The following is a 22,348-nucleotide window of genomic DNA, read 5'->3' as shown; positions in this document are numbered from 1 at the left end:
GAGTGGAGGGAACGTGAAGCCTGAGTTAACTCGCAGTTCGGTCTCTGCGTCTCCGCATTAGGGCATGTCTCCTTTATCGGCGTAGTCATGTCAGGATCGCGCTGATCACTACTGCCGCTCGATAGGGGATGGCGAGCTTGTCGTAGCGCGTTGCTAATCCTCGCCACTATTTGACGTAGGCAAACGAGCGTTCCACGACGTTACGGTTCCGATAGGCACCAGCACTCCTTAGTCACAACACCACCGTGTCAGTGCTGGAATGGTCGATAGAAGAGACACGCCCTGGTTCGGGCAGGCGCTCGGCTAGTCGCGAGTCAGCAGCGCCGATCAAATCCCCGGCAGACAGTACGAGATCATCGGCTGGTGCGATAAGACTTTTGAGGACAAGCTCAGCGGGAAATCTCGCTCCAACTGGGCTGGCCTGAGTAAGCTCATCGACTACGCGCGAGAGGGTGACCATAATCGCGTCGCCTCAATGGATCGCCTCGGCCGAGATACCCGGGAGCTCTACTCACTTGTCGACACACTCACCGGAAAGGGCTGTACGGTCACCTTCGTCTCGGAGAACATCGCCGTCTCCAAGAATGGCAGCTCCCCCATGTAGGAATTGTTCCTCACGTTTCTGTCGGGGATGGCCCGGTTCGAGCGCGCGCGGATCCTTGAACGCCAGCGTGAAGAGATTGAGCTGGCGAAGGCTCAGGGCGACTATCAGCGCAAGCTCACTGACGAGGACGTGCAAGCCTGTCGAGCGATGGTCGACCTGGGGGCATCGGTGCGGAGGTTGCCCGGCGCTACGAGGTCTCCAGACAGACGCTCTATAGCGCACGGAACGGCTCGAGAGCCTATTCTCCTGACACTTGACGGTCGGAGCGCCTGGACCTGTTCTCAATCATCTGGGGAAATTGTTTGCAGTCAGCTTCACGCGAAGCGTTTCTTGACAAGATCGCTGACGCGGACCTGGCTGACGATTATTACCCCGGACAGCGAAGCTGCTGCCGTGAGCACTGTTGTGCTGATGAGTGGGACTGCAAGAACTCGCACCGCGATTGTGATATCCATTCCGGGTATCCAAGGGAGCACCGCGACGCACAAGAGTGCGGCCGCGCCCGTACTCATGACCCCTCTTAGTCCTAGCCGCGACCACCATGCCCGCATCAGGGAGTAGCCGTGTAATCGTTGCACCCCCAGTACTGCAGCGTCGCGAGCGAGCGCGCCGATCGTAGCCACAATGACCAGCGCGGCGAGGCCTCCAGAAAGTACCAGAAGGGGCGTTGTAGACAACGGTTCAGCGTCCACCGCATCCTCAGTGTCTTCAACGAACGTGGCAGGAGTGGTCAAAGCTGCATCTGGATCCACTTCGAGGATCTCTTCATTAACCTGACGGCTGATCGATTCAAGGAAGCCTTTGAAGTCTCGTCGATCGGCAGTTTCGGCTTTGTAGACACCAATCGCTGGGAGGTTCGCGAACATGTCTTCTAACGGGCGGAATGTGAGGTCGTAGCTATTCGCGAGACTCTGCGGAGCCTCCTTCGTGGCACCGGGCTTACTCGACAGCACTGTCCCTGTCCCCTGCGTTTCGGAGTTGGTCAACGTACTTCCGCCTGCGAGGCGTGCACGTTCAAACATCTTCGTCGGGTGGTTGAGTCGAATGTAGTAGGTGAGGTCGAGGCCGTTTCCATCTGACTGGCGAACGGTCCTTCTTACGAGATTGACATTGTTCTCATCCGCCGCGGTAGTGAGAATACGTTCTGTCGCCGAGGGATCCTGTACGGGTACATCGCGGGACCACGTGAAGACCGTCATGTCTTGCGTGAGCCCGTAAGTGGCGGTTTCCTGCGCACGCTTGATCTCGGTGGTCAGTCCAAGAGCTGTTGTGATGATGAACGTGAGGAAGAGCGTGATTGCGACGAAGTTCCTCACGAAGGCGCGTCCTCGCGGCCCGCGTCTTGGTTCGAGGTTCCTTCTGGGTTGCTCAAAGAGGCGACTTCTACGGTTCTGGTACAGTTTTCAGCCACCCGAAGGTCATGCGTTGCGAGAAGTATGGTCCGCCCAGCGTCGCTCATTTCCCTCAAAAGTTTGACGATTTCATCGCGGTTGTCTTCATCGAGTGATCCGGTGGGTTCGTCGGCGAGGACGAGTTCGCATGGTTTCAGCCAAAGGCGCGCGATGGCTACTCTCTGCTGTTCTCCTCCGGAGAGAGAGTAGACGCGGCGATTTTCGCATCCAGGCAGACCCACGCGCTCGAGAATGCGGGCGATCTGCTTTGCTTGGTCTCTGCGGTCGGAAGAATAGGTCAAGGCAACCTTCAGATTTTCGCGCACCGTCGAGGAGTCAATGAGAGCGAAGTTTTGGAACAGGTACCCGAGGCGATGACGCAAGAACTGAGTGGCATCTCGCGAGCGAGGCCGTGGTGCTGTGGCGCCGAACAGTCGAACTTCGCCCGCATCGGGAGAGTCGAGGAGTCCAGCGAGATTGAGGATCGTCGACTTCCCAGACCCGCTGGGCCCAGTGAATGCGACCATTTCCCCGGGGTTGACAGAAAAACTAGTGTGACTGAGTACCGTTCGCCCGGTGTAGGTTTTTTCGACATTATCGAAAACGACGGGCTCTACTTCTCTTTGGCTGGGCATATCAAATTTCCTTGAGGCGGAGAGCGGGATGGCGGCGATCGAAGACCACGACGACAGCGATGGCAATGACTGTCTCCACGAGCACAACGGTGCCAGTGACAGCAAGCAGAGTCGGCCATTCGTCGAGAAGCAACAGAGGATGGAAATACTCTGGGATCGCCACATGGCCTCCGAGAACATAGAAACTGGTGGCTGCCACCAGCGCGGCAGGGATGAGGAACAGCCAGGACGTTGCCAGCCCCGCGAAGACCTCCTCGAAACTCTTGAGCCTCGAGTAGCCATGGAGTCTGCGGATAGCTGAGTGCACGCGCCATCGCTCATAGGCGACTACGACAGCCACAATGCTTAAGGCCACAGTAAGGACTCCCGCCACAACTGTGGCAGTGATCAACCAACGTGCATCCTCAGATGAGAGGGAAAACTGCTCGTTGATTGCATCGGCAGGGTAGACGAGTGCAGTGAAGTTGTCATCGAGTTCGTACTTCTCGAAAAGGGGCAGCAGCTCTTGGTAGACCTTCTCAGGGTCTCCATCGACTCTCACCTTCATTGGAGTGTCTATTTCACCGGTGAGCGTGTTCTCCCAATCGCTGGCGATGGTGTTCGAACGTGTCATCACTGTGACGATCGGGTCAGGCAACGTGTTGCCCTCTTCCGGTCGTATTTGGGTGTTAAACGTGAATAGATCCTGGCCGGGCCGTGTCCAAATGATGCGAACCTTCTGTTTGCGAACTGCATCACTGACTTCGTAGCCATTTGCTTCTGAGTATTCGACATCGCTGTCGGATGGGCCATTGCGCGATTCCTGCACATAGTTCCGGATCACATCCTCACGATCCTTGAACGTCTCTGGAACAGCGATCACCCAGTCAGTTTCTTCATCGGAAACCACGATTGGTTTTCCTGAGCTATCGAGAATCGGATACCTCTCGAGATAGTTGGTGTTCACGCTCATTTGAACATAGGGCAACACAGGGTCGTTCCCAACGACGTCCATGTCAGCTGCCTCGACGTAGATCCCTCCACGATCATCAAGCTCGGGGTAGATGTGCTCGGCTACAGTTTTCGAGACCCCGTCGGTGCCATCTTCGATGGCCTGCAGGTCGTCTCCGTTGCTTCGGGGGAAGTAGACGGCATAGTCCGTGCTTTCACTCCAATCATTGAGTGCCGAAGCATCATCCGCCACGAGAGTGAAAGCGCTGAAGAAGCCGACAGTCACGGCAATGAGCACCCCCGCGGCACACGATTTCATCCCCAAAGCCACCAAGGTCTTAATAGTGCCTGTGGAAGGTGTCCGCATAGGTCTCCTATCGTTAGTAAAAGCTCACGGGAGCTGGGGTGGGCCGATTCACCAGTCCACCCCAGCTCGCATGAAGTGTTCTCGAGCCGCTTTAACTACACGTTGTCATTCCACATCGCCCTGCACACCTGACTTCTCTTTCCGTAAGCGTTCGCGTTGGCCCATTTGCCCTTGCCGGCTGTCTTCGTCACATTGACGGAGCCGATGATGGCGGTGCCAGAGTGGCGCTTCGTGCGGTGGAGGTAATGCGAGTAGCACTTCTTCTGCTTCCCGGCCTTCGTCGTCACTTTCTCGCTACCGTAATTCCATGTTGAGGATTTTCCGACCTTCTTCGCCTGAGTAGTGAAGCCTCCCCCGGTTGCCTCATCTTGCACAATGGCTTCACCCGAGGTTGCCTGTTCGCTTGAGGCGCTGACATTGCTGGAGGTGGTGTCACTCGCCATTGCTCCAGTCGCACCAGTTGTCGATAGGGCAAGCGCGAGAACAACCGTCGCTATCGTCTTTGAAGCCTTCACTTCACTCTCCGGTTTCTATCAATGGTTCTTCAGTGAACGGTCAGGATTGACCTTCGAGCAACGTTAGCGGGAAGTCCCGCAATGCACATCGCACAAAAGTATGAAGTTTCGACCTTTTTCACTCGGCAGCTGGAGTGTTCGGAGTCACCTAGGGCGTGTCTCTTCTATCGACCATTCCAGCACTGACACGGTGGTGTTGTGACTAAGGAGTGCTGGTGCCTATCGGAACCGTAACGTCGTGGAACGCTCGTTTGCCTACGTCAAATAGTGGCGAGGATTAGCAACGCGCTACGACAAGCTCGCCATCCCCTATCGAGCGGCAGTAGTGATCAGCGCGATCCTGACATGACTACGCCGATAAAGGAGACATGCCCTAGTTCTGCGAACCGATGACAAATGGCACCCCCGCCTCGGTGACAAATGGCATCTGTACACACCGGCTCCGATTTCTAGTCTGTGGACATGACTTCACAGACAGCGACTCACACAGTCCCTCCGACCCGGACATCCGCCGCGACCCCTGCAGCTGTCAGCCTGAACCGCCTGACCAAGAGCTTCGGCGAACTGACAGCCGTCGACGGCCTCAACCTCGACATTCGCCCCGGCGAAGTCGTCGCCTTCCTCGGACCCAACGGGGCTGGTAAGACAACGACCATCGACATGCTCCTCGGACTCAGCCGACCCGATGACGGCTCGGTCGAAATCTTCGGGATGCCGCCTCGGCGAGCGGTCGCCCTCGGACTCGTCAGCTCGGTGATGCAGACCGGCGGTCTGCTCGATGACCTCACCGTCCGCGAAACCGTCGACTACACCTCGGCGATCTTCGCCTCCTCCCTCGACACGGACCTCGTCCTCGAGCGCGCCGGGATCACCGACATCGCCGACTCCGTGGTGAAGAAATGTTCCGGCGGGCAGAAGCAGCGTCTGCGCTTCGCCATGGCCCTGTTGCCGGACCCCGCGCTCATCGTCCTCGACGAGCCGACGACCGGAATGGACGTCACCGGCCGCCGCGACTTCTGGCACCAGATGCGCGCCGACGCTCTGACAGGAAAGACAATCCTCTTCGCCACCCACTACCTCGAAGAGGCCGATGAATTCGCCGACCGCGTCGTCCTCGTCGCCGACGGCCGGGTCGTCGCCGACGGACCCGCCCACGAAATCCGCGGCATGACCGCCGCGAAGACCGTGAGCGCAACCCTGCCGATGACTGACGACACCGCCGAATCGAGCGTCAGTGACTTACTCGACCGCCTCGGCGGACTGGCCGGAGTCGAATCCATCGATGTTGCGGCCAGGCGGTTGAAGATGCGCACCACGGACTCGGATGCAGCCGCGAAGATGCTCTTCGACAATGCGTGCACCGACCTCGAGATCACCTCCCATTCCCTTGAAGACGCCTTCATCAGCCTCACCTCGAAAGGAGCCTGACATGTCCGTCCACCCCGAAACTGTCCACTCTGGAACCGCAGTCGACACCGACCCGGCCATTGACACTGATACCCGCACCGCCGCCTCGGCGCCGTTCCTCACTTCGCTGGAGAACCGACGAGTTCCCCGCCTGGGCGGATTCTCAGTCACCCTGCTGCGCCTCGAACTGCTGCGGAAGCTGCGCAACCGGCGCACACTGATCTTCACAATGATCATGCCCGCGGTCTTCTACCTCATCTTCGGCCTGACGAACAAGGACGAGATGCTCGGGAGCACGAACGCCGCGCTCTACATCTCGGTCTCCCTGGCCACCTACGGCGCGATGATCGCCACCACCACCGGCGGTGCGCAGGTCGCCATCGAACGGGCGCTCGGCTGGAGCCGCCAGCTGGCACTGACTCCCCTGCATCCGGCGGCCTACATCCTCATCAAGGTGATCGTGTCCATGGCGCTCGGTGCGGTGTCCGTGATTGTCGTCTTCGTCCTCGCCGCCGTCACCGGTGTCCACGCGCCCCTGGGCACTCTCATCGCCTCCGGCCTCCTCGTCATCCTCACCTCCGGGGTCTTTGCGGCCTTCGGCGTCATGCTCGGCTATCTGCTGCCGGCCGAGAACGCGATTCAGGTCGCGAGCATGGTCCTCGGCATCCTCTCGCTCATCGGCGGACTCTTCGTCCCCTTGGAGATCTGGCCGGACACTCTGCAGACGATCGCCCGCTTCACCCCGGCGTACGGAGTCGGCGAAATCGCCCGTGCTCCGCTCGGCGGGGGTTACGATCATTGGGCGATCGTCAGTGTGATCGTGTGGCTGGGGATCTTCGTGGCAGGTTCGGCATGGGCACTGCGCCGGGACACCGCACGAGTGTGAGGCCAATGGTCGCGCACTGGCCACGACACCGCATACGTGAACGCTGCGAGCACGACACCAGCATGACGGCCAGGGCACAGTGACCGAGGAAGGAACACAGTGACCGCGAACGAGACCACCGGCGAGGCGAGGGCCGAGTCCTCGCCTGCCGGGCTGCGTCCGCTGAACTTCATGAGTTGGTTCTTCCCGTTCTTCTGGCTCGTCTTCCTCGCCTACCCGCTGAGCGCATCGTTCCAGCTCGGCGGAGCACAGCGGATCTGGGGCGTGAGCCTCACCGTCGCATTCGCCGTCATCTTCTACACCGGCATGATCGCCGGCGGGATCGGTCTCGGCACGTTCGCCCGCACAATGCGCGACCCTCACGCCCGCCGCACTCGCCGGGCGCTCGTCATCGTCAACTCCTCCATCGCCGGAATGATCGCCATCACCGCGGTGGCCGTTCCCATCGTCGGTGAGGAGGCGCTGTCGTTCCTCGCCTACATCTCCGTCCTCTCCGTCGTCGCGATTCGCCGGGTGATACCCGGCCTCATCGTTGCGGCATCGACGCTCATCGTCGCCGAGGCGGCCCAACGTCTCGTCCCCGGGTGGACTCACGATTGGTCCTCCACCTTCGGGATCTCGATCTCCGGGTTCGCCATGGTCATGGCGCTCATGGCAGGCGACCGGGCTCGAGCAGCCCGCGCTGCAGAAGAGGAGAACCGCAGACTCGAGCGCGAAGCCGAGCGGCTGCGAGTATCCCAGGTCGTCCACGATGTGCTCGGACACTCGCTCACCGTCATCGCGCTCAAGGCGCAGCTGGCGGCAAAGCTCGAAGCGGCCGGCTCGCCTGATGCGGCCCGCCATATCGCCGAGATCGAAGAACTCGCCCGCGGTGCGCTCGCCGACGTCCGGACCACAGTGCAGGGAACACGGACGATCTCCCTGGCCGAGGAGCTCGTCGAGGCAACTCGGGCGCTGCGCGCCGCCGACATCACGGTCGAGGCTCCCACCTCGGTCGATGTCGTCGACCCACGGCTGCGAGAGCTCTTCGCCTGGAGTCTGCGTGAAGGCAGCACGAACATCCTCCGGCATGCCCGAGCCCGACGGGCCACCATTGTTCTCAAGAGGAATCGATTGACCATCAGCAACGACAACGGTCGCCTAGGTGACCCCGCGCACCCGGTCACGGAGCTCAACCTGGGCGAAGTAGGTGCCGGAGCGGGACTGCAGGGATTGCGAAGCCGGGCCCGCGCTCTCGGCGGGAGTCTGCAGACGCGGCAGACCGATGACAGGTTCGAGCTCATCGTCGAAGGGGCGGATGCGGACCTCGCGCGTCCCCGCGGGGACGCAGATGTCGACGAATTCAAGGCGGGCTACGCCGAACTCAACGCAGAGAGAGGTGAGGCCGGTGACGACTCTGCTCATCGCTGACGATCAGACCATGGTCCGTGAAGCGCTCGCCGCGCTGCTCGGTATGGAAATCGATTTCGAGGTCGTCGCCCAGTGCGACCGCGGTTCCGAGGTCGTGCCGGCGATCACCGCGACTCGGCCGGATGTGGCGCTGCTCGACGTGGATATGCCCGAACCCGACGGTCTCACTGTCGCCGCGACCCTGAACGTGGAGTTTCCCGAGGTCAAGGTCATCATCGTCACGACCTATGGCCGGCCCGGCTGGGTCAAGCGGGCCCTGGACGCCGGGGTCAGCGGGTTCATGGTCAAGGACGCTCCGGTCGATCACCTCGCCGAGGGTATTCGCCGGGTCATGGCCGGAATGTCGGTCATCGACCCCGAGCTCGTCGTCGAATCGACGATTCACGGGGCTTCGCCGCTCACGGCCCGGGAGACCGATGTGCTCCGCACAGCCGCAGACGGGTCCAGCGTCGACGAGGTGGCCGCTCAGCTGTTCCTGTCCGCCGGGACCGTGCGGAATCGGCTGTCCTCGGCGATCGGGAAGACGAACGCCCGCAACCGTGCCGATGCCGCCCGGATCGCTGCGGAGAACGGTTGGCTGTAGGCCTCAGCCCGTCACCGCTTGAGCGCCTGCCCCCACGTCAGCTTCGGTCCCGACTTGAGGATCGAGCGTTCGAAGATCCGCGTGGCCAGCAGCAGCGCCAACAGAGTGGTGCCGATGAGGATGAGCAGGGAGACCAGCGGCTCCCACCACTCGATCGTGCCGAGGAAGACTCTCATCGGCACTGCCACCGCAGCCGAGAACGGAATGTAGGACAGCACTGCCATGACCGTCTCGTTGGACGAGAAGATGATGACCCCCATGTAGGGCAGGAAGATGAGCATCATGATCGGGGTGCTCGTCGACGGCAGGTCCTCGGTGCGCGAGACCATCGAGGCGGCCGCCGCATAGCGGGCGGCGACCATGACGAAGCCGACGATGAAGAGCGGGACGAACCAGGCGATGGGTTCGGCGACCTTGCCCAGCACCAGGTCGTTTCCGCTGATGGCGGCGCCCGCGAGAACCGCGACCGCGGTGAGTCCGATCTGTGCGAAGGCGAGGATCGTACACGCGATGACCTTGCCGAACATGAGCACCCGCGCCGAGGTGGACGCGAGGAGGATCTCAACGATCCGCGACTGCTTCTCCTCCACCACGGACGAGGCGATCGTGTTCCCGAACGTCATCGCCGCCATGAAGAACACGAGGCCGAGGCCGAGCCCGATGAAGTAGGTGAGCGCCGGGTCCGGGGCGTCGGGATCGAGGAGTTCGACCTCAGGGGTGAGGCTGAGTGCGCCGATGAGGGACTCCGGCGCCGAGCGCAGGGACAGCACGGCGACCCCGGTCGGCGAATCCGTCGATTCGACGACAGCGGATTCGACCTCCTCGGAGGTGATCAGAGCTTTCGCCTCGGCCACGTCATCGACTGCGACAGGTTCGATATCGTCGATGTCCTCGACGGCTTTCGCCCCCGCCGAGGTGACCGCCACCTTGTCGGTGGATGAGAACAGTGTGGGCAGCGATCCCGAGACCCCGACGAGCACACCGAAGAGGACGATGCTCAGGATCGTCGAGACCATGAAGGCCTTCGACTTGAGACGGACCATGATCTCGCGTTCGATGACGAGGCCGATCGCGGTGGCGAAGCCCGCCCGAGCAGAGCCACTGTTGAGGCTGTCGGTGGTTGCCGAGTCTGTAACCGTCGTGCTCATGACTGCGTGACCTCCTGGAAGAGACGGTTGAGGGCGACCTCGTGGGGAGCGAAGGAAGAGACCGATGAGACGGAGAGCGCTTGGCGCAGGACCGCCTCGGCGGCATCGGCGTTCGGGGCCGTGAACCGGGCCCAGCTGCCGTCGAGTTCGATGACGGAGATATCGGGCAGGCCGCGCACCCAGCCGAGGTCGGCGTCGGTCTGCAGAGTCCACTCGGGCAGGCTGCGCTGGCGACGCAGTTCCGCGGTGGTGCCGGCGGCGACGAGGCGGCCGTCGTTGATGATGACGAGATCGTCGACGAGCCGTTCGACGAGGTCGAGCTGGTGGCTGGAGAAGAGCACCGGGGCGCCGGAGGAGGCGAAGGACGTGAGGACGTCGAGGGTGCGTTCGACGGCAGCGGGGTCGAGTCCGGAGAAGGGCTCGTCGAGGACGAGGGCCTGCGGGTCGTGGATGAGGGCCGCGGCGATCTGGACCTTCTGCTGGTTGCCGAGGCTGACCGATTCGAGGGTGTCGGTGGATTCGCCCTTGAGGTCGAGCTGCTCGAGGAGCTCGAGCCCGCGCTTCTTCGCTGCCTGGCGGGACAGCCCGTGGAAGCGGGCGAGGTAGACGAGCTGGTCGATGATCGGCATCTTCGGATAGAGGCCACGCTCTTCGGGCATATAGCCGATGGTGCTGCGGTGGCCGGGAGTGATCGGTGCGCCGTCGACGAGGATGCGGCCGGAGTCCGCGGCGAGCACGCCGAGGAGGATCCGCATGGTCGTGGTCTTGCCTGAACCGTTCGATCCGACGAAACCGGTCATCCGGCCGTCGCCGATGTCGAAGCCGAGGTCGTGCAGCACCTGCTTGTCGCCGAAGCTGCGGTTGATGTTCTCCAAGGTGATCATGTCTCAACGCTATGCGGAGATCAGAGATCGGGGATCAGCCGTGAGGGTGAATTCGTGCCCCTGCCTGCGGGGGAGGAACGGATGCCTGGTGGTTGAAAATCAAACTACTGAGTAGTCGAAACCGAAACTACTCAGATCACGATCGACTACTCATCTCTTGCTGAAGTGTGTGGTCTGGGCAATGTGATTGAACTAGCAACTGTCTAGGTTGAAGGAGTTCGACCAGCTCTTCTCTCTCCCGCCCTGATTTCTGCGACACGTGCCCGTGCGCAGGCAGGGAACCGAATCGGGCTGGAATACCTTGCTCGACTTCGAAATGAGGGACCTATGACCCGGGTACGTCTGCGCGTGCACGCCCTGTGGGCTGCACTCACCGCTGTGCTCATCGTGATCGCCGGCGGCGTCGCCTTGTTGCCGGCCGCTCCGGCGCAGGCGGCACCTGTGTCGATCGGCTGCGAGCCGGGCGTCGTTTACTCGGTGTCCGCGAAGGGTGCGCTTCGGGAAGTCAAGAATGGAGGCTTTTCTGAAATAGTGGCGGCCAGCAGCTTCTCGAGCTTCAACGGTCTCGGCATCGGGAAGGACGGGTCGACGCTCTATGGGTATGAGCGGACGAACAACGCTGGCACTGCGACCATCTATTCGCTCGATAGGTCGACTGGGGCATGGAAAACGACCAATGCGAATACCGGTTCCATGGCAACTGGTTTCCAGTTCGTGGGTGGCGCTGTCGACCTCAGTACGGGCCTCTTCTATTTCGGCGGATTCACCAGCGACGGCAAGATCTTCGGCATCTATGCCTATGATCCATTGACCAAGGCGATCAGTCGCAAAGGTGTAATCAACACCAATCGAAACATCGTCAGTGGGTCGGGAGCCAACGGAGACATGGCCTTCGACAGCGAGGGCAATCTTTTCGTAGTTCGTGGTATGAGCAACCAGACGAGCATCTTCTCGGTAACCAAGAACAACCTCGATGCCGCGAGCGGGTCCAATACGGTGATGGCGTCCTTTTCGGGACCATACTCGACGACGACCGATGTCAACGGTGTCGCTTTTGACGCTGCGGGATACGGATTCCTCGGCGCAGGAGCGAACGTCTCACGCTGGAATACTCCTGCTTGGACGAATCCCGACAGCACTTGGTTCTCGGGTTCGTCGAGTTTTGGCAGCACTGACCTCGCGACCTGCTCTGCACCTGCGACAGTCACATTGCAGAAATACGTCGAGGGAGGACGAGCCAAGCCGGGTGATCAGTTCGCTCTCTCGCTCAAAGAGGCCGGCTCCGAGCTGGGACCGGCGACAACCACAGGCAACGCTACGAAAGTCCAGGACGATAAGATCGGTCCGATTCCGACGAAGCGTGGACTGAAGCTCACGTTTGCGGAGACAGCGGGCAATTCGACGACGAATCTCGATGACTACGCCAGTACATACTCGTGCACCGTCGATGGCAGGGCACTTTCCGGAGCCTCGGGCACTGGAACCTCTGGGACGGTGACGATTCCCAGCACTGGCGACGCCGTCGTCTGCACGATCACGAATGCTCCGCTGACGGCCAATGTCTCCATCCACAAGGATGTCGTCGATGAGAACGGCGAGAACAAGAAAGCGGGCAAGGACTGGACTGTCGGTGCGAAGGCGACCGCCATGACCGACTCGGTGAACTCTTCCCCGACAGCCGCCACCCAGAAGACCGACTCCAACGGCGATGCGAAGTGGGGACTGAAGTTCTCGAAGACGACTGGCCGGGCCACGGTCGCAATCTCTGAGACTCAGCAGGACGGCTACGAGTTCAAGAGCGGCTCGTGCGACATCACCCGCCTCGACGGGTCGAAGGACACGAAGAAGCTCACCAGCGACAAGAGCTTCGACCTCACCGGAATCAAGCCAGGCGACAACGTCGACTGCACCTACCTCAACAAGGTCAGCGACACCGCTCTGACCCTGGTGAAGAAGGTCGACAACAAGGCAGCCGCCGGTGACGCCAAGGAATCCGACTGGACGCTCAAGGCTGTCGGCGACGCGGCCTCGGGCAACACGACGATCGAAGGCAAGACCGGAACGACCGAGGTCACGAAGGCCAAGGTCAAGGCCGGCAGATACGCTCTGTCCGAGACCGGAGCTCCGAAGGGCTACGAGGCCTCCGACTGGGCCTGCGCGCCGAGATCCGGTTCCGGAGTCGTCACCTCGGACAAGAGCTCCGTGACTTTGAAATCCGGTGACGACGTCACCTGCACCATCACGAACACCGCGAAGACCGGCGTCGTGAGCTGGGGCAAGACCGACGAATCCGGCACCGCCCTCAAAGGATCGGTGTGGACTCTGACCGGACCGGACGGATCCGAGCTCACGATCGAGGACTGCACAGCCGCCTCGGCGAATGAATGCACCGGACCGGACAAGGACCCGGCAGCAGGGAAATTCTCGGTCACCGGCCTCAAATGGGGCGACTACTCGGTGGCGGAGACGAAGGCTCCGGCCGGATACATCCTCGACGACACACCCCACACGTTTACGGTCTCCGGATCCGACCTGGATAAGAAGCTCGGGTCGTACACCAACGAGCAGAAGCCCCCGGTGGCACTGCCGCTGACCGGCGGAACCGGAAGCCAGATCTACCTCATCGGCGGAGCAGCACTGCTCGCCGCCGCCGGTGCCATCGCACTTCTCAAGGGCCTGCGCCGCAGGAACCGGAAGCACTGAAAGGGAAACAATGAAAAACAGGAAATCAGGTCTGTTGCGGCGTCTGACCGCGGTGGCCGCCATCGCCTCGCTGAGCGTTCTGGGCATGGCCGGCACGGCGCAGGCCACTGACAATGTGGGCAACATCGATGCTGGCCATAAGGGCTCGATCATCATCCACAAATACGACGGAAGCTACGGCACCGACGGCGGCAACGGCTCGGAGATCGCCGACACCTCGGACCTCGGCAATCCTCTGGGCGGCGCCGAATTCACGGTCAAGCAGGTCACTGCCAAGGGTGGCCAGACCATCGACCTGACGAAGCCGGAAGGCTGGGATCTCATCAGCGGCCTCAAAGCCTCCGAGGTCAAAGCCGGCGGCTTCGCCACCACAACGGTGGGCTCAAAGACCACTGACGGAAGCGGACTCGCCACCTTCGGCGGCCTGCCACTGGGCCTCTACCTCGTGGAAGAGACCAAAGCCCCGACGAACGCCACCTCGACGACCGACCCGTTCCTCGTGACACTCCCGCTCTCGCAGTCGAACGGCAAGTGGCTCTATGACGTCAACGTCTACCCGAAGAACTCGGTGAACAAGACGCAGCCGACCAAGGAGGTCTCCAACCCCTCGGCGCCCGTCCTCGGCGAGACCGTCGATTGGACCATCACCACACCGGTTCCGGCTGCGAACAACGGAATCACGAAGTTCTCGATCGTCGATCAGCTCGATCCGCGCCTGAGCTACGTCTCCGCCAAGGTCGCCGGCTTCACCGACGGCACTGACTACACCATCGTCAGAGACGGCCAGACCGTGACGATCAACTTCACCTCCACCGGGCTGAGCAAGCTCAAAGCCGGCAACAAGGTCGTCGCGACGATCACCACGAAAGTCACCTCACAGGGCGACGGGACCATCGAGAACACTGCGCTGGTCAACACCAATGACTCCAAGGTCGAAACCCCTCAGGTGAGCACTAACTGGGGTTCGCTGAAGGTCATCAAACACGTCGCCGGCGATCAGTCCCACACTCTCGCCGGAGCCGAGTTCGACATCTTCTCCGACAAGGACGGGCAGAACAAGGTCGCCTCGGTGAGGACCGCGGCGGACGGCACCGCCTCGATCACCCTGTGGGTCGGCAACAACGACGACACCTCTCAGACCTACTGGGTCAAGGAGGCCAAGGCCCCGAGCGGCTACATCCTCGACGACTCACTCAATGAGGTGACCGTCAAGGCCGGCGCCACCACCGCAACCGTCGAGTACAAGTTCGCCAACACCCAGCAGGGCCACCCCGAGCTGCCGCTGACCGGTGCTGACGGCAAGCTGCTGGCCATGATCGCCGGCATCGGCCTCATGCTCATTGCCGGTGGCGCAGGCATCGTCGTGGCCAATCGCCGCAAGAACCAGGTGTGACCCACTCACCTGATGGCAGGCTGGCCGCCGAGGCCGCCGTGCCGGACACGACCACGCGGCGTCCGTCCACCGACGGGCGCCGCTGGCGCGTGCCCATCCTCTCCCTCGTCATCGCGCTCATCGCCCTGACAGGTTTGGGCATCTGGACCTACCCGAGTGCGGCCGCATGGTTCTCCCAACTCGACCAGTCGAAGATCATCGACAATGCGGCCGGAGTGACCGAAAGCGGTCAGGCCGAGAACGCTCGGCAGATCACCCTCGCGCACAAGTACAACGAGGCATTGGAGTCCGGCGCGCAGCTCGAGTCGAATCACCGCCTGCCGTCGGGCAGCGGCACCTCAGCGGAAGGGGCGCCGGCCTACGACGAGGTGCTCGACGACGGTGGGCCGGGAGTGATGACCAGGCTGCGGATCCCCGAGATCGACGTCGACCTGCCCGTCTACCACGGCACGGATGATGCGACCCTGCTCAAGGGCCTCGGCCACCTCGAAGGCACGAGCCTGCCCGTCGGCGGAAACGGCACACATTCGGTCATCACCGGACATCGCGGGCTCGCCGAGGCGACCATGTTCACGAACCTCGACAAGGTCGGCAAGGGCGACCGATTCACCCTCACGACCTTCGGCCAGGTGCTCAGCTACCAGGTTGTGAGGACTCAGGTCGTCGACCCGGATGAGACCGAGTCCCTGGGCGCGATCTCCGATCGTGACCTCGTCACACTCGTGACGTGCACGCCGCTGGGCATCAATTCCCAGCGCATCCTCGTCACGGCCGAACGGGTCTTTCCGACGCCGGCGGCCGATCTCGAAGCAGGCACGGCCGAACCCGATGTGCCCGGGTTCCCCTGGTGGATCGTCATCATGGCAGCGGGACTCGTGGCCGCCGGCATCTACGTCTGGTGGTCAGGTCGACCGGTGCGCCCGAAGGCCGCGAGCGCGGAGGGTCGGCCCCGCCGAGGCGGCCGGTCCCGTCCCAAGGCCGTTACGACCTCGCGCGGCCCGCGGCATTGATCCGGCCCGAGTCACGCAGCGTGAGCATCAGCCGCGGAATATCACGGCGGCGTTCGGCTCCGAGCTTGGCCCTGGCCTGCAGCACATGTGATTCGACGGTGCGCACCGAAAGGACGAGACGCTGACTGATCTGCACATTCGTCAGTCCGTCGGCGACGAGACGGCACACCTCGAGCTCACGCTCGGACAGGGTCACGGCAGGAGCCGTGGACAGTGCCAACGCCGTGTCCTCCTGCGGCTGCGGGTCCTCGGGAGGCATTGCCGCTCTCTGCCGCAGCGCATCCAGCGCCTCCCCGGCCACCCGGGCGCGGGAGCTGAGGCGCCGACCGAGGAACAAAGCCCTGGCCTGAGTGTAGGCGTGACGGGCGGCACCCCGATAGCCGGCCTCCTGCAGTTCCCGCCCCACAGTCAGAAGCCCCTCGGCGTCCTCGTCGGCCGCGGCTTCGATGTGTCTGCGCGCGGCCTGGGGGCCGGGCAGACCGAGCTCGGTCGATTCGAGGGGCAGCGTCTCGCGCGCCTCGGCGGCGTTGAGGGTGCCGTCGAGGACGCGGGCATGAGCGAAGACGGTGTGCATCCATGCGGGCATCGGTCCGGGACTCTTCGCGCCCGGGCCGAGCAGGAACGAGGCCAGGCCGTCGTGGAGACGATAGCCCTGGGGCGGAGCGGACTCATCGGCGGCCGTCGGGTGATAGTACGGCGCATTGCTGCGCTGCCACCGGCCGAGTGTGTCGCGCAGGCCCCATCCGACTGCCAACAGGGCCGGGGTGGCCGTGGCGGCGAGGGCCTCGAAGTCACGGGCAGCAAGATCGGTCTCACCATCGAGCAGACGCTGGATTCCGATGCACCAGGAGGCCGTCGCGGTCAGCTGCCAACCGCTGTGGGTGGAGGCTCCGCTGGCCATAGACAGCAGTGTGCGAGTGGTGAGTTCGCAGCGTTGGGGTTCGATGCCGGCCAGCAGGCAGTTGACGGTCGAGCCGACGATGAAGAACCAGGCCATGGTGAGGGTGAAGCCTGAGAGGGGCCCGGACCGGACGCTCGTGAGGTCGACGTAGAGGTCGAGCCCTTCGCTCGCGGCGGCGGCCAGCCCTTCGGCATCGTCGGTCTTGAGGTGATATTGGCACAGGGCCGCGAACGCGGCTAACCGCAGGGCCGGCATTGCGAGAGGCGAAGCTGCGACGGCGCGCACCTCTTCGACGCGAGTCATCCCACCCCCGGTGAAGGAGGACACGAGGTTCGCGATGCCCGGGATCAGCGGGTCGATCTCATCCCGGAGGAAGTCCGTCCACCATGACGGCAGCTCCGGCTCGGCAGCGAGGCCCGCGGCTGCCGTGAACAGCAGCTCGAGTCCGACCGGGTCCCGCTCGCACCCCATCGTTCCGTGAGCGGTTGCGGTTCTGATCAGTTGGATCGCTCCGGTGCGGTCACCGGTGAGCAGACGCGCCGTGATCATCTGCAGCTCCCACTCGAGCAGCATCGGCGGTTCGTCGTGAACTTCGTCCTCGACCATGTGGAGCATGATCATCGCTTCCAGAGGGTCGCCGAGGCGGTTGAGCGAGCGCGCCGCCCCGAGCAGCAGGGCGGCATGGGGCCGATCGATGTCGCGGCCGTCGTTGATGGCATCTCGAGCGAGGCGGATCTCGGCGGCTTCCCCGACTGGGTAGCCCGCCTTCCACAGAATCGTCAGGCGACGGTCGAACTTCTCCTCGTCCGCGGCATCGGTCTCACCGATGAGCTGGTTGGCCATGGCGTCGACGTGCAGCGGTGAGACCGCCACCGCCGGCTGACCGCTGACCTCGAACTCCCGTGCCAGCCGCAGGTCGACGAGTCGGGCGATGACCGTTTCGCCGAAGAGCTGTTTGGCCGTGCGGATGGGCATCGGACTGAGATCGCCGAGACGGCCGGCGGCGATGAGTGTGGAGCTGCGCAGCTGCGGATACTGGACTGCGAGGCGGGACAGGATCCGGTTGCCGAAGAACGGGGTGTCGAAACTGGAGTGCGGGTAGTGGCGCGGAACTCGGTGCGGGGCCTCCTCCGCCCAGGCGACGAGATCGGCGGCGACCAGCGGTCTGCCCGCGGACAGGGCGGCCAGGGTCCTCAGCTGCAGATCATCGAGCGGAATCGTCGCCGACAGCCCCGTCACCAGGGCCAGGGACTCGCTGCCGGTGAGCCGTGCCAGGTCGAGCCTCTCGAGGTGCCCGGTGCTCCACGCGTCGGCGATCTGCTGGAGGACGCCGTTGCCTCCGCTGTGGACGGAACGCAGCCGGTCACCGTCGACGAGGTAGGCGATCGGCACCCCTGAGGCGTGGAGGGCCTGATCGATGACAGGTTCGGCGGCGGCCGAAAGCAGATGCGCTCCGCTCATGATCCGCGGTCCCCCGCTCAGCCGGCGGGCGTCGACGAACTCCGCGACCTCCTCGGTGGTGGTGTGGGTGCTCACCCGCAGCAGCGACTGCTCGGACTGACCGAGGGCGCCCGAGAGCGACCGGGCGAAGTCCAGGGCTCCGTCGCCGGTCAGGCAGGCGACGACGACAGAGCGGCCGGACCGGAGGATATCGAGGATCTGGGCCGATTCTCGACTGCGGGTCGGTGCCTGGTGCACGAGCCGGTCGTAGGCGGGATCGATGGGGGCGAAGCCGTCCACACTGTGCATGGGGGTGCAGCCTTTCCGGTCTGCGAAACGGGGCAGCCGTGAGGGCCGCGGTCCCGTTCGCCGGGGGTGACCGTGAATGGGATGGGTGGGTATCTGTGGGGAGGGACGAGTCGTCTTTCGGCGACTCGACGCGAACAACATTACCCCCGTTGTTGATGGAGTAGCGCTCATTGTCCGAAATTGTTGTGCGACACCTGCGCCGAGGCGGGCGATCCCCTCGCCGGGGAAGCTGCGACAGATCGGCTCATCGGGTTCGTTCCTGCTGGCCGACGGCTATGACTCCGTTCTCATACGCCCAGATCACCGCGTGGATTCGATCGCGGATGCCGAGTTTCGACAGCAGGTTCGACACGTGGGTCTTCACGGTCGCCTCACCGACGAAGAGGTTGCCTGCGATTTCGGAGTTGCTCGCCCCGGTCGCCACCAGTCGCAGCACTTCGAGTTCCCGGTCGGTGAGCTGCCCGAGCTCCGGGGCGGTCGGTGCAGCCGGTTGCGGGGTGGACACGGAGCGTTCGATGACACGGCGGGTGACCTCGGGGGAGAGCAGGCCGTCGCCGGCGGCCAGGGCGGTGACCGCGTCGATGAGCTGTTCGGCTTCAGCGGTCTTGAGCAGGAACCCGCTGGCGCCGGCGGCCAAAGCACGAAACAGGAAGTCGTCGCGGTCGAAGGTCGTGAGCATGAGGACGGCTCCGGCCGCCCCGTGGCGGACGATCTGCGCGGTCGACTCGAGTCCGTCCATGACCGGCATCTGCACATCCATGCAGATGACATCCGGGGAGAGCTCGAGCGCCCTGTCGATGGCGATCTGCCCGTTCTCGGCCTCTCCGACGACGGTGATCCCGTCTTCGGATTCGAGGATCGTGCGGAATCCGGTGCGGACCATGGATTGGTCGTCGACGAGGAGGACCCTGATCATATGGATGCCTTTGCTGAGGGATCGGAACCGGTTGTGGGGCGAATCGGAGCGTCGGATGCGGCGGCGTCGGATTCAGTTGCCGTTGTGTCGGGCGCTGGGGAGTCCGCAGTGCTGCGCGGGTAGGGGATGCGGGCACGCACGAGCCAGCCGCCGCGCGACTTCGGTCCTGCTTCGAGACTGCCGCCGAGGGCGCTCATCCTCTCCCGCATCCCGACGATGCCCAGTCCCAGTCCGTCGCTCGTGGACCGTCTCTCGGCCTCGGGTCGGGCCCCAGAGGAAACGGACGCGACGGCGGTGCTCGTCGGCCTGGAATCGCTGATCTCGACCTCGAGGTCACTGCGGCCGTAGCGCAGCCGCACTTCCACCTCGGCGTCGGCGCCCGCATAGCGGGAACAGTTGGTCAGGGATTCCTGGATCACACGGTAGATCGACATCTCAGTGATCGGGGTGAGCGGACGAGGGTCTCCGATCGTCGTGTACTCGATGGTTCGGCCGAATCGTCGGGCGGATTCGATGAGTTCGGGAAGGTCGCCGAGGCCGGGGTTGCCCTTCGTCGACGACGACGTCGGTGAGTCGGTCGGGATGGCGGCCGCATCGTCGCGGGTGGCGGCCGGGCCGTCTGTGGCGGCAGTGCCATCGGTCGGGGAGCCCGTGTCGCGGAGGGTGTAGACGAGGGCGCGGAGCTCGTCGACGGTCTCTCGGGTCGAGGCTTCGATGACCTGCAGTGATTCCTTGGCCTTGTCGGGGCTCTTCTCGAGGCTGCGACGGGCGGCTGCGGCGTGGATGCCGACTCCGGCGATATGGTGGGCGACCCCATCGTGGAGTTCGCGGGCGATGCGCACCCGTTCGAGGTCGAGCGCCTGCCGGGTCAGCTGCTTCTCCTGTGCACGGACTTCGTCGTTGGCGGCTCGGAGATCGGCCATGAGCCTCCGTTGCTTCCATGCCCTGTTGCCGAAGACCCACGCTCCACCGAAGAAGGCGACATTCGTCAAGAAGGACACCCCGCCCGAAGCCGTGAACTGAAGAACAGTGAAGTCCCCGAGCGTCCGGAACTGGACAGTCAGCGACACCGTGAAGAGGACCGCCATGCCGATGCACAGCAGCAGACGCGACCAGAAGGCCACTCGTCGGCTGCGCTGCCACGGACCGATCGAATAGATTCCCAGGAACAGGATGATCTGCGAGACACCGATCTCCATGGCACTGTTGACCAGCGCCACCGAATAGACGAGGCAGATGACGGCAGCGCTCTGACTCGGATAGCGGCGGCGATAGAGCAGAGGGACCGTGAGAAGCACTGACGCAAGGGCGCACGCCCACAAGGGGGCCTTGAGGACCTGAATGCTGGAGGCGCTGTAGAGCACGGCGAAGAGCACCGAGGACACGGACAAGGCAACGACGATGTAGACATCGCCCCTGGTGGTTCGTGTGGATGACTCGTTCTCCGTCATCCTTCCAGCTTAGACAGTCGCCGGGTCGGTCGGCATCCGTCTCAGTGAGGAATTCGCGGAGCGCCTCTCCCACTGGTGGTGGAGGTGCGGCTCGGAACAGACCCGGCAGGCGGCACGAGCCATGACTGTCGGCGAGACCTGTTCAGTCCTTCTGCGCGATGATGACGGCCAGGTCTCGGTGCTGCCAGTGCACGCGGGTGGTCAGCCCCGCCTCGGCGAGCCAGGTCAGCTGCTCATCGAGGGAGCTGGGAGTGTCGTCGATCCAGTCGATCGGAGTGACGATGTCCGCCGGATCGGCGGGGACGACGAGGTCACCGAGGACGAATCGCCCGGCTGAGTCGAGCACCGCGGCGATGCGGGCGAAGAGGTCTGCCTTGCCGGGGCCGTCGAGGTGATGGACGGCGAGCGTCGACATGACGAGATCGAAGGGCCCTCGAGGAAGCGGGTCTTCGAGGCGGCCCAGCCGCAGCTCGGTGCGCTCGGGGTCGAGGGTCACCTCGGCGGCGAGCATCTCTGGACTCGCGTCGATGCCGAGCAGCCCGGCCTCGGGGAGTGCGTCGAGGACGCGCTGTGCTGTCAGCCCGCTGCCGACGCCCAGATCGAGGATCGATTTCGGTGCTCCCGCGGCCGCTGCAGCAGCCACCTCGGTCTGGAGGCGCGGATAGTCGGGGATCTCCTCGGCCATGAGCGCCTGGTAGGTCTCCGGGTCCCACTCGAAATCGGGCATATCAGCTCCTTCGCCGCCGATGCGAGGAAGCTTACTCCCCGCAGCCGCTAGAGGTCGATGGCGACGATCGGATCCGTGGTCGGCTGCTTCGAGCCGCCTTCGGGTTCGACGGTGATGCCGAAGACGCTGCCGGCGGAGAACGTCTCACCGGCGATCGTCACCGGCTCGTCCGACATCAGGCCGACGCTTTCGGGGCCGTCGGCGCCGATCACCCACATCTGCATCGACTTTCCGGTCGGCGGCTGCCCGAGGTCTTTGGGGCTGAGGCGGATGAGCTGCTCGCTCTCGGAGGAGAACACGGTGACGGTGCCGCCTTCCGGCATGTCCGCAGTGTCTGTGCGCAGGTCGCCGGCCTCCATCAGGCGGGCGGAGTCGTTCAGCTGCTGCTGGGTCGCGGCCAGGTCCTCTTCCAGATCGTTCTGCCGCTGGTGCTGCTGCCAGACGGTCGCACCGAGACCGGCTGCGACGACGATCGCCGCCGCGGCTGCGACCCAAGGCAGCCAGGAACGTCGGCGAGACTGCTGCCCGCCACGGCCCTCAGCATGGTCGCCGGATCGGCGAGCCTGCCGATGGTCGCTGAGCGACGTCGGTGCAGGCGGTGCCTCGGTGCCGGTATCCGCGGCGGCCGGTGGGGCCGACGCTTCGGTAGCCGATGCGGCACCTGCCTCGGGGGTCGGTGACGATTCGGGTGCCGACTGCTGTTCGTGGTTCTCGGGGATGGCGAGGATCGCATCGCGA

Annotated in this window: 19 protein-coding genes and 2 pseudogenes; 9 read left to right on the top strand and 12 right to left on the bottom strand. The window is 63.6% G+C overall.

The annotated features are described in order from the left end of the window. Window positions 1-85: 85 nt before the first annotated feature. Window positions 86-223: pseudogene (locus FHG09_RS20145) on the bottom strand (IS5/IS1182 family transposase); the annotation flags it as partial. 108 nt (window positions 224-331) lie between these two features. Between FHG09_RS20145 and FHG09_RS20140 the strand changes: the two are divergent. Then, window positions 332-604, top strand: a complete 273-nt coding sequence (locus tag FHG09_RS20140; protein WP_227492855.1) for a recombinase family protein — start codon at window positions 332-334, stop codon at window positions 602-604. Window positions 605-918: 314 nt separating this feature from the next. On the opposite strand, the gene FHG09_RS17465 is transcribed toward FHG09_RS20140, so the two are convergent. From FHG09_RS17465 to FHG09_RS17450, 4 genes are all read right to left on the bottom strand, one after another. Next, window positions 919-1,920, bottom strand: coding sequence for a hypothetical protein (locus FHG09_RS17465; protein WP_152348920.1), 1,002 nt, complete (start codon window positions 1,918-1,920; stop codon window positions 919-921). Continuing rightward, a complete protein-coding gene (locus FHG09_RS17460; RefSeq protein ID WP_227492843.1) occupies window positions 1,917-2,630 on the bottom strand; it encodes an ABC transporter ATP-binding protein in 714 nt (237 codons plus the stop codon). Before FHG09_RS17460 ends, FHG09_RS17465 begins: the two co-directional genes overlap by 4 nt. Before the next feature lies 1 nt (window position 2,631). After that, window positions 2,632-3,927 (bottom strand): hypothetical protein, encoded by a 1,296-nt coding sequence (locus FHG09_RS17455; protein WP_152348919.1) that lies wholly within the window; start codon window positions 3,925-3,927, stop codon window positions 2,632-2,634. Window positions 3,928-4,022: 95 nt separating this feature from the next. Next, the gene (locus FHG09_RS17450) at window positions 4,023-4,370 is read right to left on the bottom strand and encodes a lactococcin 972 family bacteriocin (RefSeq protein WP_152348918.1); all 348 of its coding nucleotides are present in this window, start codon (window positions 4,368-4,370) and stop codon (window positions 4,023-4,025) included. A gap of 283 nt (window positions 4,371-4,653) precedes the next feature. Between FHG09_RS17450 and FHG09_RS20135 the strand changes: the two are divergent. From FHG09_RS20135 to FHG09_RS17425, 5 genes and pseudogenes are all read left to right on the top strand, one after another. Further along, window positions 4,654-4,791: pseudogene (locus FHG09_RS20135) on the top strand (IS5/IS1182 family transposase); the annotation flags it as partial. Window positions 4,792-4,904: 113 nt separating this feature from the next. Continuing rightward, window positions 4,905-5,870, top strand: a complete 966-nt coding sequence (locus FHG09_RS17440) for an ABC transporter ATP-binding protein (protein WP_152348917.1) — start codon at window positions 4,905-4,907, stop codon at window positions 5,868-5,870. A gap of 1 nt (window position 5,871) precedes the next feature. Continuing rightward, entirely contained in the window at window positions 5,872-6,735 is an 864-nt protein-coding gene (locus tag FHG09_RS17435; protein WP_152348916.1) for an ABC transporter permease, read from the top strand. A 99-nt stretch (window positions 6,736-6,834) separates the two neighbouring features. Continuing rightward, complete coding sequence (locus FHG09_RS17430; protein ID WP_152348915.1) at window positions 6,835-8,145, top strand: sensor histidine kinase; 1,311 nt, start codon at window positions 6,835-6,837, stop codon at window positions 8,143-8,145. Beyond that, window positions 8,123-8,728, top strand: a complete 606-nt coding sequence (locus FHG09_RS17425; RefSeq protein ID WP_152348914.1) for a response regulator transcription factor — start codon at window positions 8,123-8,125, stop codon at window positions 8,726-8,728. The genes FHG09_RS17430 and FHG09_RS17425 overlap by 23 nt, the downstream gene beginning before the upstream one ends. A gap of 11 nt (window positions 8,729-8,739) precedes the next feature. Here the strand turns inward: FHG09_RS17425 and FHG09_RS17420 are convergent, their stop codons facing one another. Together FHG09_RS17420 and FHG09_RS17415 are read right to left on the bottom strand one after the other, a co-directional pair. After that, window positions 8,740-9,876: an ABC transporter permease gene (locus tag FHG09_RS17420; RefSeq protein ID WP_152348913.1), complete on the bottom strand. Its 1,137-nt coding sequence runs from the start codon at window positions 9,874-9,876 to the stop codon at window positions 8,740-8,742. Beyond that, complete coding sequence (locus FHG09_RS17415) at window positions 9,873-10,760, bottom strand: ABC transporter ATP-binding protein (RefSeq protein WP_152348912.1); 888 nt, start codon at window positions 10,758-10,760, stop codon at window positions 9,873-9,875. Before FHG09_RS17415 ends, FHG09_RS17420 begins: the two co-directional genes overlap by 4 nt. Before the next feature lie 327 nt (window positions 10,761-11,087). Between FHG09_RS17415 and FHG09_RS17410 the strand changes: the two genes are divergently transcribed. From FHG09_RS17410 to FHG09_RS17400, 3 genes are read left to right on the top strand one after another with little or no spacing between them, the layout of a single operon-like run. Next, window positions 11,088-13,463 (top strand): SpaA isopeptide-forming pilin-related protein, encoded by a 2,376-nt coding sequence (locus FHG09_RS17410; protein ID WP_152348911.1) that lies wholly within the window; start codon window positions 11,088-11,090, stop codon window positions 13,461-13,463. A 10-nt stretch (window positions 13,464-13,473) separates the two neighbouring features. Beyond that, a complete protein-coding gene (locus FHG09_RS17405) occupies window positions 13,474-14,856 on the top strand; it encodes a SpaH/EbpB family LPXTG-anchored major pilin (RefSeq protein ID WP_152348910.1) in 1,383 nt (460 codons plus the stop codon). Beyond that, window positions 14,853-15,866, top strand: a complete 1,014-nt coding sequence (locus FHG09_RS17400) for a class C sortase (RefSeq protein WP_227492842.1) — start codon at window positions 14,853-14,855, stop codon at window positions 15,864-15,866. The genes FHG09_RS17405 and FHG09_RS17400 overlap by 4 nt, the downstream gene beginning before the upstream one ends. Here FHG09_RS17400 and FHG09_RS17395 read toward each other — a convergent pair. From FHG09_RS17395 to FHG09_RS17375, 5 genes are all read right to left on the bottom strand, one after another. Continuing rightward, the gene (locus FHG09_RS17395; protein ID WP_193627429.1) at window positions 15,838-18,516 is read right to left on the bottom strand and encodes a helix-turn-helix transcriptional regulator; all 2,679 of its coding nucleotides are present in this window, start codon (window positions 18,514-18,516) and stop codon (window positions 15,838-15,840) included. The genes FHG09_RS17400 and FHG09_RS17395 overlap by 29 nt on opposite strands. A 244-nt stretch (window positions 18,517-18,760) precedes the next feature. After that, window positions 18,761-19,432, bottom strand: a complete 672-nt coding sequence (locus FHG09_RS17390; RefSeq protein ID WP_152348908.1) for a response regulator — start codon at window positions 19,430-19,432, stop codon at window positions 18,761-18,763. Continuing rightward, window positions 19,429-20,883, bottom strand: coding sequence for a sensor histidine kinase (locus FHG09_RS17385; RefSeq protein ID WP_152348907.1), 1,455 nt, complete (start codon window positions 20,881-20,883; stop codon window positions 19,429-19,431). The genes FHG09_RS17390 and FHG09_RS17385 overlap by 4 nt, the downstream gene beginning before the upstream one ends. Window positions 20,884-21,025: 142 nt before the next feature. After that, window positions 21,026-21,610 carry a class I SAM-dependent methyltransferase gene (locus FHG09_RS17380; RefSeq protein ID WP_152348906.1) on the bottom strand — a complete coding sequence of 195 codons (585 nt, stop codon included), beginning with the start codon at window positions 21,608-21,610 and terminating at the stop codon, window positions 21,026-21,028. Window positions 21,611-21,657: 47 nt separating this feature from the next. Continuing rightward, window positions 21,658-22,348 (bottom strand): anti-sigma factor (locus FHG09_RS17375; RefSeq protein ID WP_152348905.1); only part of this gene is annotated, 691 nt, incomplete at its 5' end.

Origin of the sequence: Brevibacterium sp. CFH 10365 (assembly GCF_009299785.1) — a bacterium.
Lineage (GTDB): Bacteria > Actinomycetota > Actinomycetes > Actinomycetales > Brevibacteriaceae > Brevibacterium > Brevibacterium limosum.
The sequence above is the reverse complement of the archived record's forward strand: the minus strand, read 5'-3'. Positions and strand labels throughout refer to the sequence as shown.